Origin of the sequence: Streptomyces sp. NRRL F-2580 (assembly GCF_000720115.1) — a bacterium.
GTDB lineage: Bacteria > Actinomycetota > Actinomycetes > Streptomycetales > Streptomycetaceae > Streptomyces.
The window spans coordinates 200,593-220,570 of sequence record NZ_JOIR01000013.1 but is presented as its reverse complement, the minus strand read 5'-3'; the positions used below and the strand labels follow the sequence as shown (position 1 = coordinate 220,570).

The following is a 19,978-nucleotide window of genomic DNA, read 5'->3' as shown; positions in this document are numbered from 1 at the left end:
GGCCACGCACTCGAAACACCGCCGCAACGGCCGATTACCGCTGGTCGGCGGAATTTCGGCAGGATGTGGGGCATGACCGAGATCCGTACCCCCCGCCTCCTCCTCCGCCGCTGGACCGACGACGACCTCGTCCCCCTGTCGGAGATCAACGCCGACCCCGAGGTGATGCGCTGGATCGGTGACGGATCCACCCTCGGCCTGGACGAGACGGCCGAGGAGATCGAGCGCTGGGAGGAGGAGTGGGACGACGAGGGCTTCGGGCTCTTCGCCGTCGAGCTCCTAGGCTCCGGCGAGCTCATCGGCGCCGTCGGCCTCTCGGTCCTCGAGAACCTGCCGGACGCCCGGGCGGACGTGCAGATCAGCTGGCGGCTCGGCCGCCAGTACTGGGGCCAGGGCTACGCCTCCGAGGCCGCCCACGCCACCTTGGAGTTCGCCCTCCAGGACCGTGGCCTGGACCGGGTCGTCGCGATCAACCGGATGAGCAACACCGATTCCGAGAACGTGATCCGCAAGCTGGGCATGGTGATGGAACGCGACACCACCGACCCCCGGTACCAGACCTCCGTGCGGATCCACGGCATCGACCTCACGGAGTACGAGGCCTGATCCGGCCGTCCCGCATCAGCCGATCGGACGACCCCCGGGTCGGCCGGACCGCTCCCGGGCTCCGTCCGGCGGGCGGACCGGCCGCGGGCCCCGGCGCGGCGAGCATGGACCGGGGGAGCGGGAGGGCGTACGCGGCCCTCCCCGCCCCGGAGCCGAGAGGGACACCATGAACGCGCACGCCGCTGCTGCTCGCCGCGCCCGGCGACCACCTGGCCGCGGCCGGGGTACTGCTCGCCGACCCGAACGCCCCGGACTCGTCACCGGCCACGACTCCTTCGACGTCACCGTCGTGGCGGCCGCGTCGCTGCGGCCCCGCCGGATCGAGGTCGCCCCGTACGGCACCGAGGGCGGACTCGGCTCCTGGCTGAAGCCGCACTACGCGGCCGTCCGCCCGGCCGACGGGAAATTGCCGTCGTCGACCCGCGCAGCGGCGGGACCACCGTCGAGCCGATGACCGCCGGCACCCACCAGCACGGCGCCACCGTCACCGCCGACGGCCGGCTCCTGGTGGTCGGCACGGGAGCGGTGGAGCCCGGCACGGGCAAGGGCCCGTCACCCCGGCCACGGCGGTGGTGCACAGGGTGAGCGGGCCGGTGATGACGCCGACCTCGTCGGTCATGGCGCCGCCCGGACCGGGAGTCACCCGGTCCTGCCACCGCCGGTGGTGTCCCCCGGTCATGAGGCGCAGGTGTCGAGCATCGTGGTGAGCATCTTCTTCTCCGGTTCGGTGACGGTCAGCCCGTACGTGGACTTCACGGTGGTCCAGGCCCGTCCGTACTGGCACCAGCTCGACTTGTCCGGCGGCTGCCACAGGTCCGGGCTCTGGTCACCCTTGGCACGGTTCGAGGCCGCCGTCACGGCGAGCAACTGAGGGTTGGTCAGGTCGTTGGCGAAGGCCTTGCGCTTGGCGGCGTCCCAGCCGGCCGCGCCGGAGCGCCACCCCTCGGCGAGCGGGACCATGTGGTCGATGTCCATCTTCGCGGCGTCGGTGACGGCCAGCCCGTCGTACAGGCTCTTCCAGCTGCCGGACACCGCCCGGCACTCCGCGTCCCGCTGGACACCGGAGCCGTCGCGCTCCAGGACCACCTCACGCGTGTCGCACTTGTTGCCCTGCTGGGCCCAGTGCGTGAACTTGTCCCGGCTGTAGCCGGCCATCGTGCCCCCCGGCGCCACCTTCAGCGCCGCCAGCCGGGTCCGGGCCTCGGCCGCGGTCACCATCCCCGGAAGCACGTCCCCGCCGCCCGGCTTGGAGTCCGGTGTGGAGTCCGGCTTCGAGTCCGTGGGCCGCGCGGTCCGCGTGGCCGACGGCTTCGCGTCCCCGCCGTCCGGCGCGGCCGTACCGGAGCAACCGGCCCCGCCCGCCGCCAGCAGCACGGCCGCCAGGACCGCACCGGGCACACCTGTCTGACGTCCCATAACCCCACCCCTTGCCGGCCGCGCGTCGCAACTGTCCCCGGAAGACTACCCAGAACCGGACATACAACCGGATGCGCACCCTCCGGCGGGCGTTGTCAGTGCGGCTCGCTAGTCTCCCGGCATACCGCAGCTCAGGGGGGTCAGTTCCCCCTGTCAGGGCTGCGCGGAACCGGACGCGACAGGCGGAGGGGCACAGGCTGATGGCATGGCTGGCGGCGGGCGAGGGGTACGAGATCGCCCTGGAGGAAGGACGGGTGGTGGCGAGGTCCGCCACCGGCCGGACGGCGGGACGGCAGTTGAAGACGCTGCCCAAGGCGCTGAAGGACCATCCCGAGGTGGACCGGCTGCGCCGGCTCACCGAATGGCTCGACCGGCACGAGGCCGCGTGCGTCGCACAGGTCGACGCCTGGATGGTGTCCTCGCTGCCCGTACCGACCGGACTGCTCGCGCGGGTCTGGCCGGACGAGGCCTGGCAGCACGCCCTGCGCGACATGGCCGTCGTCGGCGACGACCCGGACGAGGTGGGCTTCCTGCGCGACGCGACCGCCTCCGGTGAACTGAAGGTGGTCAACCTCGACGGCGAGACCGTACGGCTCTCCCCGCGCACGGTGACCCTGCCCCACCCGGTGCTGCTGCCGGACCTGGACGACGTACGGGAGTTCGCGGCCGAGCTGGCCATAGTGCAGCGGGTCGAGCAGATCCACCGCGCGACCTGGCAGAAGCCGGACGGGCTCACCGCCACCGCCACCGAGGTGCGCGACTACGCGGGCGGGGTCTTCCCCACCCGCTTCAGCCTCGCCGCCCGCGCCACCGCCCTCGGCTACCGCGTCTCCGGCGGCTACGCCACCTGCAAGGTCCGGGACGCCGGCGCCGGCGCGGAGGCCGCCGTGTGGATCGGCGAGCCCTACTACGAGGACGAGATGACCACGGGCGCCCTGAGCTGGCACGACGAGGACGGCCGGACGGTACCCCTGGCCACCGTCGGACCGGTGGCCTGGTCCGAGGGCATGCGAATGGCCGCGGCGCTGTACGCCGGGCGCAAGATCGAGGAGGGCGGGGACGCATGAGCACCAACCTGGGGGACACCGAGATGAACACGGCCGAACTGCTGCTCAAGGCGGGCGCCGTACTGCCGCACGACACCACGGGCGCCGGCCCCACCGCCGTCGAACTGACCGCCCGCTCCTACCGCCACCCCGGGCTCGGCGACGACCGCGTCGTCGTCCGGCTCTCGCCCGCCGAACTCGGTCCGGCCGAGGACCTCGCCGCCGGCTTCCTGGGACTCGTACGCGACGAGGGCGAGCCCCCCGTCGTCGGCCTGAGCCGGCGCCAGGCGCTCGGCTTCCCCGAATGGGTCCTCGTGCACCACCCCGAGGACGGCCACCACGCCCTCGCCGTCGTCCCCGAACTGGACCGGATCGCCCGGCAGGCCAAGACCAAGCCCAAGGCCGCCCTCGACGCCTGCCAGGAACTCGCCGACCGCCTCGCGGTCTCCGTCCCGCACTTCCTGCCCGTCTTCCACGAGCAGGCGGCCCGCGTCTTCCTCGCCGTCGAGAACACCACCTACGCCGCCCAGCTGTTCGGCCGCGCCCGCGCCGCCGAGGCCCAGTACGGCCTGGCCATCGACGAGGACCGCCTCGACTCCGTCTTCCTCGAATTCGCCCTGGCCGGCGCCCTGCCGGTGAAGGTGCTCACCGGCTACGGCAAGGCCCTGGCCGGCCGCGTCACCCCCGCCGAGGCGCACGAGCGCTTCCGCCGCCTGTGCGTGCGCCGCACCGCCGGCGGACTGCCGCCCTCCGCCCAGGCCGTCGTCGAGCTGCGCCGCCTCGCCCGCGCCGCGGGCCTGACCGGAACCGAGGCCGAGCAGGACTACCTCGCCGAACTGCTGCCCCTGCCCGCCACCCTGCGCGCCGCGCCCGGCTGGTGGAAGGCCCACCGCGCGGCCCTCGTCGCGCTCGCCCAGCGCCGTCCCGACGTACGCGGCACGCTCCTCGGCCTGACCCCGCCCGCCGGCGACGAGCTCACCACCCTGTGGCTGGACATCCTCCAGGAGTCCGGCGCCACCGCCGGACTGACCGGTGAGGAACTGCCCGCCGAGCAGCGGTCCCCCGACGGCGCCGCCGGCTGGCTGGAGCGCTTCCACGCCGCCCGCCACAGCGGCTGGGGCGTGCGCCCCACCCTCACCGTCCTCCTCGACGTCGTCGAGCGCTGCGCGGAGCAGCTGCGCACCGAACTCGCCCGGCCCGGCCGGGAAACGGGCCTGCGCATCGGGGTCGAGGACGCCGACCTCCTCGACCTGCTGCTCGCCCTGCAGATCCCGGTCGCGGACCCCGACCCCGACACCGAGAACAAGCGGCACCGGCACGACCAGCTGAACCTGGCCGGCTGGGCCGCCGCCGACCAGCGCCGCGACCTGCTCGCCCTCGGCGCCGACCAGCGCTTCCACCCCGCCTTCCGCCGGGCGCTGAACGCCCTCGGCGGCGGTGAGGGCCCCGACGTCATCCGGCGCGTCGCCGAATCGCCCGGCGGCCGCCCGCTGCTGACCGAGTGGATGCGCGAAGTCGCCCGCGCCTCGATCGCCGCAGGCCTGCCCGGCGTCCCCGACGCCATCCAGCGCCTGACCTGGCTGCCCACCGAAGCGCTCGAACTCGCCCCCGAGGAAGTGGCCGCCGCGGCCGCCGCCGACCTCGCCGAAACCCTCGCCCGCACCCTGCGCGGCGGCCTCTTCGAGGAGCTGGCCTGGCCCTCCTGGGAGCGCGCCCTCGCCGAACTGAGCCCGGGCAAGAACCACCGGGGCCTGACGGTCACCGAAGCCTGGCCGTACCTGATCGTCGCCAACGAGACCGAGGTCCGCGTCATCGACGCCGACTCCACCGTCCTCACCCACGACCTGCGCGTCCCCGCCGGGTCCAACTACCGGCACGCGTTCCACTACGTCGACGGCGACCTGCTGGTCTTCTGGTCCGCGTGGAGCGCCAACAGCACGGAGGGCTACTGGCACTCCGATCCCCAGACCGTCTTCACCCTGGACACCGACCGCAACCACTGGTCGCTGCGCAGCGACCACATCTCCCTGCCGCTCCCCGGCGGCGGCCGCGCCACCGGCGGCGGGGTCCTGCACCGCGGCGACACGAAGCTCCCCGACGAGCGGCCGCTGCTGTCCGACGGCACCTCGTACTGGGTGTGGCAGCGGCGCGACGAGAAGAACGAAGCCGGCTGGCTCGAGTACGACCCCGCCGGCGCGGCCTACGGCCGGACCTCCCTGCCCGCGTTCTTCGCCGACGCGCTGCGCACCCACCCGGAGAACGCCCGCCGCAGCGGTCACTCCAACTGGCTGCGCCCGGCGCCCACCGTGGCCGGCTCCGTGCTCGGCGCCCCCGCCGACGGCCTGCTCGGCTGGCGCACCGTGCGCGTCCCCGGCCACGGCTGGGAGGGCACCGACACCGGCGGGCGCAGCGTCACCGTGCCCGAGGGCCGCGACATGCCCCTCGCGGCGCTCGCCTTCCCCGGCGACGACCGGCCCCGCGCGCTGACGCAGCACTGGCAGGAACTGAGCATCAGCGACCCCGACGGGGTGGTCACCGCCCGCTCGCGCGGCGACCGCCGCCGCTCCGACTTCGGCACCGGCAGCGTGGACCTCCCGCCGCTGTCGCACTGGTACGCCCTGCGCCCCCGCGACACCGAAGGCTCGGCCGCGCTGCGCGCAGCCGACCGGGAGACCGTCGCCGCGCTGCTCAAGGCGGCCGCCGCGGCCGAGAAGGTCACCGACCTGCCCGGCCTGGTGAGCGCGGCCCTGCCGCAGGTCACCGCCCCCGAGCTGATCGGCGGCATCGTCGAGGTGTTGCGCTTCACCCTCACCCAGCAGAAGGCCCTGGACGAGGTCGCCGCCCGGCTCCACCCGGACGACACCCCCGTCGAGGAACGCGAACACGGCCCGAGCGACGGGCTGCTCGGCGAAGCGCTGAGCGGACTCATCGGCTACGGGTACCGCCGATGGGGCAGCGACGAGGACGGCGCCCACCACATCCTGAGCCAACTCCGTGCCGCCTGCGCGCGCACCGACGAGGCCGAGGTGCCCGGCCGGCTCCACTTCGACGTGCCCCCGCTGCCCCACTACACCTTCTCCTGGACGCCGTTGCTCCACGAACCCGCCGCCGTCGCCTACCGCGCGTCCACCGTGTCGGCCACCGACGAACAGCGCGCCGCCCTCGTCAGCCTGCTCGGCTCGGTCAACGCCCTCGGCCTGGCCTCGGCGGAGGGCTCCGCCGACCGCTGGCGCCGGGTCCTCATCCACCTCGACCGCCCCCACCTGACCGGCCCCGACGGCCTGGCCCGCGACCTCTACCACCGCGGCCTGCTGCCGCTGGGCGGCGGAGCCGTCCTCGCCCTGACCGAGCACGCCGAATCCGGGTCCTACGGCCACGAGTTCGGCGCCCTGCTGCACGACCCCACCGGCCGCTTCACCGTCCCCGGCCCCTACACCGTGCGCGGCCACGCCCCCCTCGGCGACCGCGCACGCGGCGCCGGCTGGCTGGCCGACTTCCTCGCCGCGGTCACCGAGCACGGCCCGGCCCCCTTCCTCCCGGAAGCCGCCGAGGAGTTCTCCCGACTCACCGGAGTCTCCGGCGCCCTCGCCCGCCTGGTGATCGCCGGACTGCCGCACATCGACACCTACCAGCGCAACTTCCTGCCCACGGACCTGCGCACCGCCCTCGGGATCAAGGCCCCCGACGCGGCCCACGCCCGCGACGAGCTCAAGAACCTCGACGTCGAGGTGCGCCGCGCCGTGGTCGCCGCCCTGCTGCCCGCCGATCCGGCGAAGCTGTGGAGCGAGGGGCCCGACGTGGCCGCCGCCGCGGAGGTGTGGAACCGGCGCGTGGGCCGGCGTACCCGCGTACCCGACTGGCTCGCCACCGAGGTCGCCCGCGCCGTCGGCCGGGGCTGGGCCGCGAACCGCGCCCTGGGCGCCCTACTGGACCCGGCGGCCTCGCGCGAACTCTCCGTCGACGTGGCCTGGACGGTCAGCGGCGACCACGTGGAGCCCCGCGAGCCGGCCACCGGCCCCTTCACCGGGAGCGTCCTGACCGGGACGGTGGCCACGGCGGCCTGGCTGGCGCACCGGCTGCCTGCGGGAGACCCCGTACGAGCGGCCCTGCCGCCCGCCCTGACCGCCGTACGACAGCGGCTCGCCGGCCCCGAACTGCTCCTGGAGATCGGGCACTACACCAGCCTGCCCGACTTCCGGAAGGCGGCCGGCACCCCGACCGAGACCGGCGAGGGCTACGAGCGCTACGGCGCGGTCGTCATGGCCACCCACGACGACCAGCCCAAGCCCGCGCTGCGCCCCGCCCTGCTGGACTCCACCGGCTCCGACCCGTACCTGCCGGCGCTGCGGGGCGCCGACCAGCGGCCCTCCGCGGTCGAGACGGCGCTGCGGACCGTCCACGACCCGCGCTTCGCCGCGCTGCTCGCCGACCCGGGCGCCCCGGCGGCGGGTGCGGTGGACGCCGACGGCACCTGGTGGCCGCAGGACCCGAGCCGCTCCGTCCCGGAGCTCGTCGAGGAGGTGTCCGCCGCGTACGGTCTGGGCGCCGACGCGGCCACCCTGTACCTCGCGCTTCTCGCCATGCCCGACCCCACCGACCGCAACACCGCGGGGTGGACGGGCTGGAAGCCGGCCCGCCTCAAGGCCGCCCGCGCCGAACTGGCCGCCACCGAGCTCGTGGTGTCGGCCGGGCGCACCCGCGCCGGGCGCTCGCTGTTCCTGCCGGGCGGATGGGCCGAGATGGCCTCCCCGACGCTGCCGGTGGAGCAGTGGAAGCTGCCGATGTACGGTCTCGGCGCCGGCGAGCGGCCGCTGCTGGGCGTGCTGGCCCCGGCCGAACCGGCCGCGGACCTCTACCGCCGGGCCTGGCAGCGGGTCCGGGAGGGCGACGTCCCGCGCTTCGAGGAGCTCAAGGTGAAGCGCACCCGCGGCCGCCGCCGCTGAAGCACGGGCCGTCCCGGCCCACTCGGCGCGGCGCACCCCGTCGGGGTGCGCCGCGCCCCGCCCGACACGCGTACCCGTTCCCTTTCCGTTCCCCTTCCTTCCCGGCCCCTTCCCCGTTCCCCCTTCCACTTCCGTCCCGGAGGACCCCGATGACCGTCACCGCACCATCCGTCCCCGCCGCCCGGCAGGTGCTGCCCGCCGAGGAGCGGTACGCCGCCGAACTCGACTTCCTCGCCGCCCAGGACCCCGGCCCCCGCCCGCCCGGCTGGGCCCTGACCCCGCGCGCCGTCGTCACCTTCGTCTGCGGCAGCGCCGGCGCCGAACTGGCCCTGCCGAAGCGCCGCGCCGGGCTTCCCGCCAAGCTGGCCATCGCCCCCAAGTTCGTCGGCGAACGCGCCCTGGTGGAGCGCTGCGTCGTCACCCTCGCCGGAGAGCGCGGCCTGCTCCTCACCGGCGAGCCCGGCACCGCCAAGTCGATGCTGTCCGAGCTGCTGGCCGCCGCCGTCAGCGGCACCAGCGCCCTCACCGTCCAGGGCACGGCCGGTACGACCGAGGACGCCTTCCGCTACGGCTGGAACTACGCGCTGCTGCTCGCGCAGGGCCCCAGTTCCGGAGCCCTGGTCGACTCCCCGGTGCTCTCCGCCATGCGCACCGGACGGGTGGTCCGCGTCGAGGAGATCACCCGCTGCCTGCCCGAGGTGCAGGACGCGCTGGTGTCGATCCTGTCCGACCGGCGGATCAGCGTGCCCGAACTGACCGCCACCGAGGACGCCGTGGTCTCCGCGGCCCCCGGCTTCACCGTCATCGCCACCGCAAACCTGCGGGACCGCGGCGTCTCCGAGATGTCCGCCGCCCTCAAGCGGCGCTTCAACTTCGAGACGGTCGCCCCGATCGCCGACGCGGACGCCGAGGCCTCGCTGATCCGCCGGCAGGCGGTCGCCGCCGTCGAGCGGGCCGGCGCGGCCTTCGGCGTCGACGACGCCGTCCTCGACGCGCTCGTCACCGTCTTCCGCGACCTGCGCTCCGGGCGCTCCGCCGAGGGCTGGGACGTGGAGCGCCCCGGTACGGTCATGTCCACCGCCGAAGCCGTGCAGGTGGCGGCCTCGCTCGGGGTCGCGGCCGCGTACCTGCCGGGCGGGGACGTGCTGGACCTGCTGCCGGGGCACCTGCTGGGCGTGGTCCGCAAGGACGACCCGGCCGACCACGGCCGCCTCCTCGGCTACTGGGACGGCCCGGTGCGCCGCCGCGCCGAGGACGGCTCGGCGATGTGGCGCCGCCTCTGGGACCTGCGCGGGAGCCTGCGTTGACGCACACCGACCCGCGCGCGGACCCGCGCGCCGCGGTGGAGGCCCTCGCCGCGACCCGCGAGCCGTACCTCATCGGGGTGCGCCACCACAGCCCGGCGCTGGCCGCGGTGGTGCCCGACCTGCTGAACGCCTCGGGCGCGGACGTGGTCTGCGTCGAGCTCCCGGCGGACTTCCAGCCGTGGCTGGAGCACCTGGCCGACCCGGAGACCGTCGCCCCGGTCGCCCTCGCGGGCACCGACGGCGAAGGCCGTCTGGCGTTCTACCCGTTCGCCGACTTCTCCCCGGAACTGGCCGCCATCCGCTGGGCCCGCCGCACCGGCGCCACCGTCCTCTGCTGCGACCTCCCTCTCCCGTCCCCCGGCTGGACGGCCGAGCCCGCACCGCCGCCCGGCCCTACGGGCCCGGACCCGGCGGTCCAGGCGGGGCCGACCCCAGGCCGGGCGAAGCCCGCCGACGCGGCCCCGGCCGGCGCCGACCCGGCTCGGCCCGCAGGTCAGCCCGACCCCGCGGGCGCGGTGCCGACCCCGGCGGAGCCGGGCTTCGAGCCCGATGCGCGGGCGCCGCGGGGAAGGCCCTTCGCGGACGCGCTCACCGCCGCCGGTACCGGCCGTGACGGTGACGACCTGTGGGACCGCGCCGTCGAGGTGCTCGCACCGGGCTGCACCCCGGAAGCCGTGCGCCGCGCCGCGCTGGGCGTCGGCTGGGCGCTGCGCGCCGACTCCACCCCACCGGCCAGGGACCTGGCCCGCGAGTCCCACATGCGCTCCGTCATCGCCGGCGCCACCGCCGCGGGCCACCGCGTGGCCGCCGTGATCGGCGCCTACCACGCCCCCGCCCTCCCGGGTGTGGATGCGGGCACCGGATCGGCCGCTGCCGCTGCCGGCGGTGCGCTTCAGGGTCCGGCCGCCGGGACCGGCCCCGCCGATCTCGACGCGTCCTGTGCGGGTCTGGACGCGGAGGCAGGGCCGACCGCTGCGCACCGTGCCCTCCTCGGCGCGGGCGCCGGGACCGGCCCGGCCGGTGCGGACGGCGCCCGCCAGGGTGTGGCCGCCGGGACGGGCCCCGCCGCTGCGGACCCGGATCGTACGGCCGCGGATGCGGGGGCCGGGCCCGTGGACGTCACCTCGGCGCGCGTGGGCGCGAGCGCCGGGACCGGCCCGGCTGCCGTGGGCGTGGGCAACGGGCCCAGGGGTGTCCTTCCGGGGGAGTCCGGCGGTTCGGTCCCGGCACCCCGTGCCGGGGCCGAGCCGGGGCCTCGGGCCGCAGGCCCCGCACGCGCCGGCGCGGCGGCGGAGGGGGCCGTCACCTCCTTCGTGCCGTACTCCTTCGATCTGCTCGACTCCCGTTCCGGGTACCCCGCCGGGATCCGGGATCCGCTCTGGCAGCAGGCCGTCCTGGAAGCCGCCGGTGACCCCGGGCGGGTCCGGGACGCGGCCTCCGTCGCCGTCACCCGGCTCTGCCGGGAGCTGCGCCGGGCCGGGCACACCGCCGGCACCGGCGAGGCCGCCGAGACCCTGCGGCTCGCCTGCGACCTCGCCGTCCTGCGCGGGCTCCCCGCGCCCGGCCGCGGCGAGCTCCTCGAAGCCGTCACCACCGTCCTCGGCCAGGGCGAACCGCTGGGCCGGGGCCGGGCGCTGGCCCGCGCCCTCGAAGCCGTGCTCGTCGGCACCGCCCGCGGGCGGATCACCCCGCACGCCCCCCGCTCCGGCCTCGGCCCCTCCGTCGAGGCCGAGCTGACGGAACTGCGCCTGCCCGGCCCCGACGAGCCCGCCTCCCGCGAGGTCCGCCTCGACCCGCTGCGCTCCGCCCTGGACGGCCGCCGCGAGGTCCTGCTGCAACGGCTCCTCGTGTGCGGCGCCTCCTACGGGGACCCCCTCACCGTGGCCGCCACCGGCGACGGCACCGCCCTCGGCACCAAATGGCGGCTGTCCTGGACGCCTTCCGTCCCGGCCCGCCTCGATCTCGCCGGGGTCCGCGGCGTCACCGCCGCCCAGGCGGCCGCCGGAACCCTGCGCGACACCGCCCGCCGGGCCGCCGCCGACGGCGGGCCGACCCCGGCGCAGATCCTCGCCGGGCTGGCCGCCGCCGCGCGCTGCGATCTGCCCGAGCTGGTCGACGTACGCCTCCACGAGGCGGCCACCGTCCTGCCGCAGACGGCGACCCTGCCCGAACTCCTCGACGCCCTCGACCTCCTGGAGGCCCTCCACCGCGGCCACCTCCCCGGCACCTCGGACGGGTCCCGCGCCACCGCCGCCGCCCTCACCGGGGACCTCCTCGAAGCGGCCGTACGGTCGCTGCCCGGCCTCGCCGGCAGCGACGACCCCGCCGACGCGACCGCCCTCGTGGCCCTCGCCGACCGCGCCGCCGCCCACCACCTCGGCCTGCGCACGGACGAGGCCCTCGCCGGCCTCGCGGCCTCCGCGTCCCCGCTGATGCAGGGCGCCGCCCTGGCCGTACGGGTCCTCCTCGACCTCGACCCGGCCGCCGGGCTCGGCGACCGTGCCGCCGGATGGATCGACGCCGCGGGCACCGCCGACAGCCGGCGCGCCCTGACCCGCCGGCTCGCCGGACTCCTCACCGCCGCGGGCCCGCTGCTGGGGTCCTCCCCGGCCGCCCTGACCCCGCTCCTCGCCCGCGTGGAGCGCCTCGCCGACCAGGACTTCCTGGACCGCCTCCCCGCTCTGCGCGGCGGCTTCGACGCCCTCTCGCCCGCTGCCCGCGACCGGCTGCTCGACACCGTCACCGAGCGGCTCGGCGACCGGATCGACCTCGCGCTCGACGCGTCGCCCGCCCTGCTCGCCCTCTGGGCCGCCGCCGACGCCGCCGGGCTCGCCGCGCTCAAGGCCCTCCCGCTGCCCGCGGCGCAGGCACCCGCCCCGGGCCCGGACGTTCCCGACGCCCCCCCCGCCGGAACCCCCGAAGCCGGGGAACACCGGCTCGCCCCCGCCGACCGCTGGCGGCTGCTGCTCGGCCGCGAGCGCGACCGCCTCCCCGCCGGCGCCCGCCGCTACGCCCACGCACTGGACGAGCTGTACGGCGCCGGGCGCGGCGAAGGCGCATCCGACCTCGACTCCGGCCAAGGGAGCGGCCAGGGCGGCGGCCAGGAGGCCTCCTTCCCCACCGCCCGCGAGTGGTCGCAGGAGCTGGAGGCGCTGTTCGGCGCGGACGTACGGGAGGAGGTGCTCGCCGGCGCCGCCGAGGCGGGCCGCACCGACGTGCTCGCCCAGCTCGACCCGGCGGCCGTACGGCCCTCCGTGGAACTGCTGAGCTCCGTACTGTCCCTGGCCGGCGGACTCCCGGAGGCCCAACTGGCCCGCCTGCGCCCCCTCGTCAAACGGCTGGTCGACGAGCTCGCCAAGGAGCTGGCCACCCGCCTGCGCCCGGCGCTCTCCGGCCTCGCCACCCCGCGCCCCACCCGCCGCCCCGGCGGCAGACTCGACCTGGCCCGGACCCTGCGCGCCAACCTCGCGCACACCCGGCGACGGGCCGACGGCACGGTCGTCGTCGTACCGGAGCGGCCCGTCTTCAGCACCCGGGCGAACCGCGAGGCCGACTGGCGGCTGATCCTCGTCGTCGACGTGTCCGGCTCGATGGAGGCCTCCGTCATCTGGTCGGCCCTGACCGCGGCCGTGCTGGGCGGCGTACCGACCCTGTCCACCCACTTCCTCGCCTTCTCCACCCAGGTCGTGGACTTCACCGACCGCGTGGACGACCCGCTCTCGCTGCTGCTGGAGGTCCGCGTCGGCGGCGGTACGCACATCGCCGCCGGTCTCGCGCACGCCCGCACCCTGATCACCGTCCCGAGCCGCACCCTCGTCGTCGTGGTCAGCGACTTCGAGGAGGGAGCCCCGATCGGCGGGCTCCTCGGCGAGGTCCGCGCGCTGGCCGCCTCCGGCGCCCACCTGATGGGCTGCGCCGCGCTCGACGACGCGGGAACGCCCCGGTACTCGGTCCCGGTCGCGCGACAACTCGTCGCGGCCGGCATGCCCGTGGCAGCCCTCAGCCCCCTCGCCCTCGCCCGCTGGGTGGGCGACCGCCTCCGTGGAGAGTCCCGTTGAGCACCGAACTGCCGCCCGTCGCACCCGAGGTGCTCGCCGAAGCGGTCGAGAACCTCACCGCCCGCCTGCGCAAGAAGCTGGACGCCGCCACCGAGGACTGCGCGGCGGCCGCCGCCCGCGAGGCGGACGGCAGCGTCACCGTCCGCTTCGGCGAGGACGCCCTCGTCACCCTGCGCCCCGGCCCTTCGGGCACGGTCACCGAGGCCGGACAGGCCACGTGCAGCTGCCTGTTGGCGCCCCGCTGCCTGCACCGGGCCGCCGCACTGGGCGCCGCCCCGCTCGCGGACGCGGCCCCGCCGCCACCGGCCGCGGAGCAGCCCGAGCCGGAAGCCCCGACGGAGTCCGGGCCCGCCGAGTCCACGGGCCCGGCGCCGGCCCTCACCGAGGCCCAGCTCGGCGCGGCGACCGCGCTCTGGCACGCTGCCGCCGAAGCCCTCGCCGCCGGAGTCACCGCCGGCGGAGCCGTGGTCCAGGCCGAGCTGCTGCGCGCCGCCCACACCGCCCGCCTCGCCGGGCTACCGCGCGCCGAGGCCGCCGCCCTGCGCGTCGTACGCGGCCTGCGCGCCGCCCGGGAACGCCGGGCCACGCAGCGGCTCGGCGCCCTCACCGGCGCCTTCCGCGAGCTCCTGCACACCGCCGGCGTGCTGGCCTGCGGAACGGCCGAACCCGCGCTGACCGGCACCGCCCGCCGCGCCTACGCGCCCGGCGGCAGCCTCCAAGTGCACGGCCTGTGCCGGGAACCGGTGCTCTCGGCCACCGGATACGGCGGAGTCGTCACCCACCTGCTGGCACTCGACGGCGCCCGCTACTCGGTGTCCGACGTCCGCCCCGGCGGCCTGGCCCGTGCCCGCGGCGCCGGCTCCGCCTCCGTGTCCCTCGGCGGCGCGGTCCTCGACCACGCCGGTCTGGCCCGCGGCGGCCTGCGCATCGTCGGCGCGACGGTCTCGGCGGAGGGCCGGCTCGGCGCCGGACGCGAGGTCAGGGCGACCCCGCTGCGCGGCACGCTCTGGACCGAGCAGCCCGCCGCGCCGCTCTTCGCCCGCCCGGCCGCCGAGGCCATCGCCGAGCTGCTGGCCGATCCGGAGGGAGCCGATTCCGCGCTCCTCGGCTGCGACGTCACCGTCGTCGGCGCGGCCGGTGAACACCTCCTCGTCCGCGAGGCACGCCCGGACGCCCCGCTGCTGCGGCTGCTGCCCGCGCACCCCCACCCCGAGCTGCCGCACACGGCGAACCTGCGCCGGATCGCCGGGTACCCGGGACTCCAGCTGCGCGTCCTGGGCCGCCCCGACCTGGACCGCGCCGCCACGCTGCGCCCCCTCGCCGTCGGCCCCGTGCCCGGCGCGCCGTACACCCTGCGGCTGCCCGAGGAATGGCTGGGCCGCGCCGACCTCGGCTACGACCGCCTCCAGGGCGTCCACTTCCCGCCGCGGGCCGACGCCCCCGGGCCGGTCGCGGCGGCCGAGGGGCCGGACCCGCTGGCCGACTCCCCGCTGTGGCGGGTACGCCGCCTCCTGGAGACCGGGGTCGCGGGCGGCCGCCGCGCCGTCGCCGAAGCGGGCCGCGGTACGGCGCCCCTGGCCTCGTTCGGCCCGCTCCGCCGGGCCGGGCTCACCGCGGCCGCGGAGCTGTCCGCCGCCCTCGCCGCCGAGGCCGACCGCCGCCCCCGCAACGCCTTCGGCCGCCTCACCGACCCTTCGCCCGACGGCTACGCCTGGGCCTGGCTGGCCGCGGCCACCCACCTCGCGGCGGCGGAACGCTCCCTGGTCGCCGCGTCCTGGGCCGTCACGCCGAACGGAACCATGCCCACAGCGCCGTGAAGTCCGCCTCGCCCAGCCCACGGCCGGGATCCACGCGGTGCAGCAGCGCCCGGCCGGGGTGCCGGGCGGCCACCCAGTCCCGGTCGGCGCCGGTGATCTCGTCGTCGACCCAGACGAAGGGCCGTCCGGCCGCGTGCGCGACGAGGGCCGGGGTCTTCCAGTGGATCCCGCCTCTCCCGTCGGCGTCGGCGTCGGACGGCTCCGGCCAGGCCACCACCGACAGCTCCGGGAGGCCGAGCCGGGGCGCGACGCACTCGTTGGCCTCGGCCATCCAGGTCGTGGCCCACACGAGCTCGCACGGCAGCGCCGCCAGCTGCGGCCCGAGCGCGGGACCGATCCGGGCGAGCAGCGGATTGGCATCGTCCCCGGGCGGGTACGGGCCCGCGCCGAAGGGGATGAGGGGTCCGTCGACGTCGAGGTAGAGGAGGGGAGGGATCTCGGGACCGGTCATGATCCCACCGTAGTACCGTCGTGCCGGTGGCAGAGAACGCGGGCGTGATAGAGCGGATTTGGCGGTACCCGATCAAGTCGACAGGCGGTGAACGGCTGCGCGGCGTACGGATCGACGAGCGCGGCCTGGCGGGCGACCGGCTGTACGCGGTGCGGGACGCCGAGGGGAAGTTCGGCTCGGGCAAGAACACCCGCCGCTTCCGGCGGATGGACGGGCTGCTCCACGTGAGCTCCCGCTACGCTCCCGGCGACCAGGAACCGGGCCTGCCGGAACTGGTCGACCCGCACGGACGCGTGGTGGCCGACCCCACGGCCTACCTCCGCACCTACCTCGGCCGCGATGACGTCGAGCTGGCCCGCGAGGGCGAGGTCTCGCACTTCGACCAACTGCCGCTCAGCGTCCTGACGACGGCCACCCTCGACTGGATCCGCGACGAGGTGCCGGACGTACCGGTCGACGAACGCCGGTTCCGGCCGAACCTCCTGCTGCGCACCCCGCCCGGCACCCCGCCGTTCGTCGAGGACGAGTGGATCGGCCGCGAGGCCCGGGTGGGGGACACCCTCCACATCGAGTTCCTGCGCTCCAGCGAGCGGTGCGTGATGACCAACCAGGCCCAGCAGGACCTTCCGCATGCGCCGCTCATCCTGAAGACGATCGCCAAGGCGCACGACAACCGCCTCGACATGCTCGCCCGCGTCATCACACCGGGAACGGTCCGGGTCGGGGAGTCCGTCGTCCTCGCCTAGGCCGCGATCAGGCGAGCGCGGGGTGGAACCGGGACCGCCCGGATCACCTCTTGATGGCCAAAGGGGGATGGGGGATGGTCATGACGATCGCAGCGAGGTCCGTGACGGGGCGCATGGTGGTGGCGGGGCTCCTGTGCGCTGTGCTGGCGGGGTGCGGGACCACCCGGGCGGGGCAGGCCGCGCCGCCCGCCGGCGTGCCCACGCTCGCGCCGGCCGATTGCGACCTCGACGTACCGACGGACGGGGACACGGGCGCCGACGCCGGCCCCCCGACGGACCAGCAGACCAGCGGCCCTGCCGGTCCGCCGACGGACCAGGACACGGGCGCGCCTGCCGGCCCGCCCACCGACGAGGACACCGGCGCCCCCGCCGGTCCGCCGACCGACCAGGAGACCGGCGGATACGTGGGCCCGCCCACCGACGGCGAGATGGGCAACGGCGGCGGTCCCTGCGGCCCGGCCGACTGGTTCGACATGACCCGGGACTTCAACGCCTACTACGACAAGCGCCGCACCGACCAGGACAGCGACATCCGCCTCAGGGAGACCCGCGTCCGCAAGGTCAGCGCGGTCGGCGAGGCGCGCATCACCTTCACCACCAGGCAGGTCGGCAAGGGCGCCGCCGAGGACGCCCGCCGGATCGCCGACGTCTTCACCGCATGGCGGCGCCAGGTCTACGGCGACACCGGCACCCTCACCCTCCGCACCCACGACTACGACGTCATCACCCAGAAGTGGTGACCCCGGGCCACTGCGCGTCCCAGAGCGCGCAGTGGTGTTCGGCCCGCGCGTCCACCGTACGGATCCCGCCCGTGCCCGGTGCCAGCGACAGCACGGCCGCCGCCGACCGGTGGCGCGGCCATTCCGGGGCCCCCGGCGCCGTCGGCACGCCCGTGCGGGCGAATCCCGTCCAGTAGCCGGTCATCCGGTCCGCGAGCCGCCGCTGCGGGTCGCTCAGCGGAGCCATCGTGAACAGGTAGGGCAGTTCGAAACCGTGGGCCGCGCCGAACGGCAGCCCCGGCACCTCCGGCAGGCCGGTGAAGTTGGGCGCGCCGCGGTCGCTGAACCGGTACTCGTACGTCGGCACGTGCCGGGCCAGCGCCGCGCCGTCCCGCAACGCGGGGCAGATGAACGACGCGTCCGTCAGCAGGGTGGCCCACGCCACCGCCGGGGTCGGGTGGGCCGACACCGGATAGCGGGCCTCCACGGCGTCGGCGGCCGAGGCGCCGAAGGACTGCTCCAGCCGGGCCCGGTACGCGGCCTCGCCGCCGATCGGGTACACGGCGAGGGCCTGCGCGAGGAAGAGGCGCATCTCGTCCTGCATGACGCCCTGCATCACCGGCACCCGGTGGAACCGCCCCGCCTCCAGCGCCCGCCGGGGCTCCAGCGGCAGCGTGCCGTTGCCGTAGGAGACCAGGGAGAAGCGCTGCATCAGGTCGGCGGTCGCGAGGGCGCCGGTGTCCAGGCGGCGCAGGCAGTCCAGTACGCCGGCGGGCCGGCCGCAGCCGAGCCGGACCGCCGCCCGGGCGCCCTCCTCGACCGTGCGCCGCTGGGGCACGAAGGGCTCGTACCTGCCGAGGCCGGGCAGCAGCGCCCGGGGAGGCACCGTGGTCGAGCACGACCCGCTCTGCACGATCGCCTTGTGGAAGAGTCCCGCGGAAGCCGGGGAGGTGAGGTGGGCGCAGACGCTGAGCGCCCCCGCCGATTCCCCGAAGACGGTGACGTCGCGCGGGTCCGCGCCGAAGCGCTCCGCGTTCGCCCGCACCCAGCGCAGCGCCGCCCGTTGGTCCGCCAGGGCGAAGTCGGGGGCCCCGCCGAGCTCCGGATGGGCGAACAGGCCGAAGACGCCGAGCCGGTAGTTGACGGTCACCACCACGGCCCCGCCCCGCTCGGCCAGCCGGTCGGGTTGGTAGGTGTCGCCCGCGCCGCTGAAGAAGCCGCCGCCGTGGAACCAGACCATGACGGGCCGGAGCCGGCCACCGGCGTCGCGGCCGCCCGCCGGAGCGGTGACGTTGAGGTACAGGCAGTCCTCGGAGCCGATCGGCCCGCCCGGTTCGAGCACGGGCAGCTGCACACAGCGCGCGCCGGGCGCCCCGGCCTCGCGCACCCCCTCCCAGCGGGGAGCCGGCTCGGGCAGCCGCCAGCGCCGGGCGCCGGTCGGCGGAGCCGCGAAGGGGATGCCCTCGAAAGTGTCGTACGCGCCGTGCGCGCGGCCGCGTACGGCTCCGCGGTCGGTGCTCACGACGGGCTCCGGGTCGACGGCGGGCCGCTCCGGCGGGGCCGCGGCGCCCAGGAAAAGCAACACCACCGGCAGCAGCAGCGCGCACCGGCGTCGGACCTGGCGAATGTCGGGCACGCCCACGACCTTTCCCCGTGCGACCCGGATGGGCCGGCGGGCCGACCGGCGTGGAGACCACCCGTTTGCCCGCCCCGAATGGCGCAGCGATCAGCACTGGCACTCAATGTAACAAAGCGTGCGCTTCCCATGACGCACGATGACCGGCGTGCGAACCCGCGCGTCGGCGAACGGAGCTTTCCATGAAGGACCCCATCACCCTCGCGACGACGCCCCACGAAGACCGCCGCGGGACCCCCGACTCCAACGCACCGGACGCGCCGGACGCGCCGAACACGCAGCGCATGCGTACCCTGCTGGACGCGGCGGCCACCTGCCGCCCCCTGGAGGAGGTCACCGCCCTGGTGAGCCTCCTCAAGGAGGGTGACGGCCGGCTGCCCGACGCCGGACACGAGGCACTGCGCACGGCCGCCGTGACCCGGCCCGTACAGGACGTACAACGGATGGTCGCCCTCCTGGGCGAGTCACCGCACGAGGTGGTCGAAGCGGACATCACGCTGCGCGCCGCCGCCGTCGGACGGTCCATCGAGGACGTCGCCCTGCTGGTCACCAGCCTCGGGAAGGACGAGACCGGAGCGGCGGACCGGCAGCGCCGGGCCGGGCCCTCCGAGCAGGACGACGAGGAGCGCTACCACGAGCCCGACGAAGAGCCCTACGACGAGCGGTTCGAGGAGCCGTACGAGCTGCCGTACACGGAGCTGTCCGACGCGCCGTACCAGGACCGGCAGCAGGACCGACACCCGGTTCGGCAGCAGGACCGGCACCCGGTTCGGCAGCAGGACCCGCGCCGGCGCGCCGCCCCCGTCGCCGCACCGGCCGGCTCCCCGGCCCTGCGGCACGTACTGCGCTGGCCCGTGGCGCTCGCCCTGCTGGTCAGCGGCGCCCTGCACCTGCCGAACGACCTGACGGCCCTGCCGTCCGCGGCCCCCGCCGACTTCCTGCCCCTCCTCGTCGCGCTGCTCTGCCTGGGAGTCGGCGCCCTCGTGGCGCTCCGGGACACCCCCGGGGTGTGGCGGGCCGGCGCGGTCACAGGCACCGGCGTGGTGGCCCTGCACGTCCTCGGCGGATCGGCGGGCTTCGACCCGCTGGCCGGAGCCGTGGGCTCCACCCTGGCCTGGGCGGGCGTCACCGTCGTGCTGTGCGCGGCGGCCGGCGCGGTCCTCGCGGGACTGGCGCTGAGGAACCGTCAGGAGAACTCGGCCTGACCCGCGGCCCCTACGCCCGACCGGCACC

Annotated in this window: 12 protein-coding genes and 1 pseudogene; 10 read left to right on the top strand and 3 right to left on the bottom strand. The window is 76.3% G+C overall.

Translation table 11 applies throughout. The features are described 5' to 3' along the window. Window positions 1–72 precede the first annotated feature (72 nt). Both IF88_RS0117230 and IF88_RS43620 read left to right on the top strand, forming a co-directional pair. Window positions 73–606 carry a GNAT family N-acetyltransferase gene (locus tag IF88_RS0117230; RefSeq protein ID WP_030712327.1) on the top strand — a complete coding sequence of 178 codons (534 nt, stop codon included), beginning with the start codon at window positions 73–75 and terminating at the stop codon, window positions 604–606. Between the two features lie 259 nt (window positions 607–865). Then, window positions 866–1,149 (top strand): annotated as a pseudogene (locus tag IF88_RS43620) (hypothetical protein); the annotation flags it as partial. A gap of 132 nt (window positions 1,150–1,281) precedes the next feature. Here the strand turns inward: IF88_RS43620 and IF88_RS0117220 are convergent. After that, complete coding sequence (locus tag IF88_RS0117220; RefSeq protein WP_078892940.1) at window positions 1,282–2,022, bottom strand: HNH endonuclease family protein; 741 nt, start codon at window positions 2,020–2,022, stop codon at window positions 1,282–1,284. Window positions 2,023–2,222: 200 nt separating this feature from the next. Between IF88_RS0117220 and IF88_RS0117215 the strand changes: the two genes are divergently transcribed. The 5 genes from IF88_RS0117215 (at window position 2,223) to IF88_RS0117195 (ending at window position 15,193) form a co-directional block, all read left to right on the top strand. Continuing rightward, on the top strand, window positions 2,223–3,089 hold the full coding sequence (locus IF88_RS0117215) for a DUF4132 domain-containing protein (RefSeq protein WP_030712323.1): 867 nt from the start codon (window positions 2,223–2,225) through the stop codon (window positions 3,087–3,089). After that, window positions 3,086–8,011, top strand: a complete 4,926-nt coding sequence (locus IF88_RS0117210) for a DNA-binding protein (protein WP_234323567.1) — start codon at window positions 3,086–3,088, stop codon at window positions 8,009–8,011. The genes IF88_RS0117215 and IF88_RS0117210 overlap by 4 nt, the downstream gene beginning before the upstream one ends. A gap of 149 nt (window positions 8,012–8,160) precedes the next feature. Next, entirely contained in the window at window positions 8,161–9,318 is a 1,158-nt protein-coding gene (locus tag IF88_RS0117205; RefSeq protein WP_030712312.1) for an ATP-binding protein, read from the top strand. After that, window positions 9,315–13,376, top strand: coding sequence for a vWA domain-containing protein (locus IF88_RS0117200; RefSeq protein ID WP_030712309.1), 4,062 nt, complete (start codon window positions 9,315–9,317; stop codon window positions 13,374–13,376). The genes IF88_RS0117205 and IF88_RS0117200 overlap by 4 nt, the downstream gene beginning before the upstream one ends. Further along, on the top strand, window positions 13,373–15,193 hold the full coding sequence (locus tag IF88_RS0117195) for an SWIM zinc finger family protein (protein ID WP_030712305.1): 1,821 nt from the start codon (window positions 13,373–13,375) through the stop codon (window positions 15,191–15,193). Before IF88_RS0117200 ends, IF88_RS0117195 begins: the two co-directional genes overlap by 4 nt. Here the strand turns inward: IF88_RS0117195 and IF88_RS0117190 are convergent. After that, entirely contained in the window at window positions 15,159–15,644 is a 486-nt protein-coding gene (locus tag IF88_RS0117190) for an HAD domain-containing protein (RefSeq protein WP_030712303.1), read from the bottom strand. The two genes, IF88_RS0117195 and IF88_RS0117190, sit on opposite strands and share 35 nt — an antisense overlap. Before the next feature lie 26 nt (window positions 15,645–15,670). Between IF88_RS0117190 and IF88_RS0117185 the strand changes: the two genes are divergently transcribed. Together IF88_RS0117185 and IF88_RS42110 are read left to right on the top strand one after the other, a co-directional pair. Next, a complete protein-coding gene (locus IF88_RS0117185) occupies window positions 15,671–16,390 on the top strand; it encodes an MOSC domain-containing protein (protein WP_030712302.1) in 720 nt (239 codons plus the stop codon). Between the two features lie 80 nt (window positions 16,391–16,470). Further along, entirely contained in the window at window positions 16,471–17,130 is a 660-nt protein-coding gene (locus IF88_RS42110; protein ID WP_158754427.1) for a hypothetical protein, read from the top strand. Here the strand turns inward: IF88_RS42110 and IF88_RS0117175 are convergent. After that, the gene (locus tag IF88_RS0117175; RefSeq protein ID WP_234323566.1) at window positions 17,114–18,745 is read right to left on the bottom strand and encodes a carboxylesterase/lipase family protein; all 1,632 of its coding nucleotides are present in this window, start codon (window positions 18,743–18,745) and stop codon (window positions 17,114–17,116) included. The two genes, IF88_RS42110 and IF88_RS0117175, sit on opposite strands and share 17 nt — an antisense overlap. A 182-nt stretch (window positions 18,746–18,927) precedes the next feature. Between IF88_RS0117175 and IF88_RS0117170 the strand changes: the two genes are divergently transcribed. Next, window positions 18,928–19,950 carry a hypothetical protein gene (locus tag IF88_RS0117170; RefSeq protein WP_030712296.1) on the top strand — a complete coding sequence of 341 codons (1,023 nt, stop codon included), beginning with the start codon at window positions 18,928–18,930 and terminating at the stop codon, window positions 19,948–19,950. Window positions 19,951–19,978: the final 28 nt, after the last annotated feature.

What these genes read in the sequence shown, in the direction of transcription:
- IF88_RS0117230 (WP_030712327.1), top strand. Translation starts at nt 73, where the DNA reads ATGACCGAGATCCGTACCCCCCGCCTCCTCCTCCGCCGCTGGACCGAC.
- IF88_RS0117220 (WP_078892940.1), bottom strand. Translation starts at nt 2,022, where the DNA reads ATGGGACGTCAGACAGGTGTGCCCGGTGCGGTCCTGGCGGCCGTGCTG.
- IF88_RS0117215 (WP_030712323.1), top strand. Translation starts at nt 2,223, where the DNA reads ATGGCATGGCTGGCGGCGGGCGAGGGGTACGAGATCGCCCTGGAGGAA.
- IF88_RS0117210 (WP_234323567.1), top strand. Translation starts at nt 3,086, where the DNA reads ATGAGCACCAACCTGGGGGACACCGAGATGAACACGGCCGAACTGCTG.
- IF88_RS0117205 (WP_030712312.1), top strand. Translation starts at nt 8,161, where the DNA reads ATGACCGTCACCGCACCATCCGTCCCCGCCGCCCGGCAGGTGCTGCCC.
- IF88_RS0117190 (WP_030712303.1), bottom strand. Translation starts at nt 15,644, where the DNA reads ATGACCGGTCCCGAGATCCCTCCCCTCCTCTACCTCGACGTCGACGGA.
- IF88_RS42110 (WP_158754427.1), top strand. Translation starts at nt 16,471, where the DNA reads ATGACGATCGCAGCGAGGTCCGTGACGGGGCGCATGGTGGTGGCGGGG.
- IF88_RS0117170 (WP_030712296.1), top strand. Translation starts at nt 18,928, where the DNA reads ATGAAGGACCCCATCACCCTCGCGACGACGCCCCACGAAGACCGCCGC.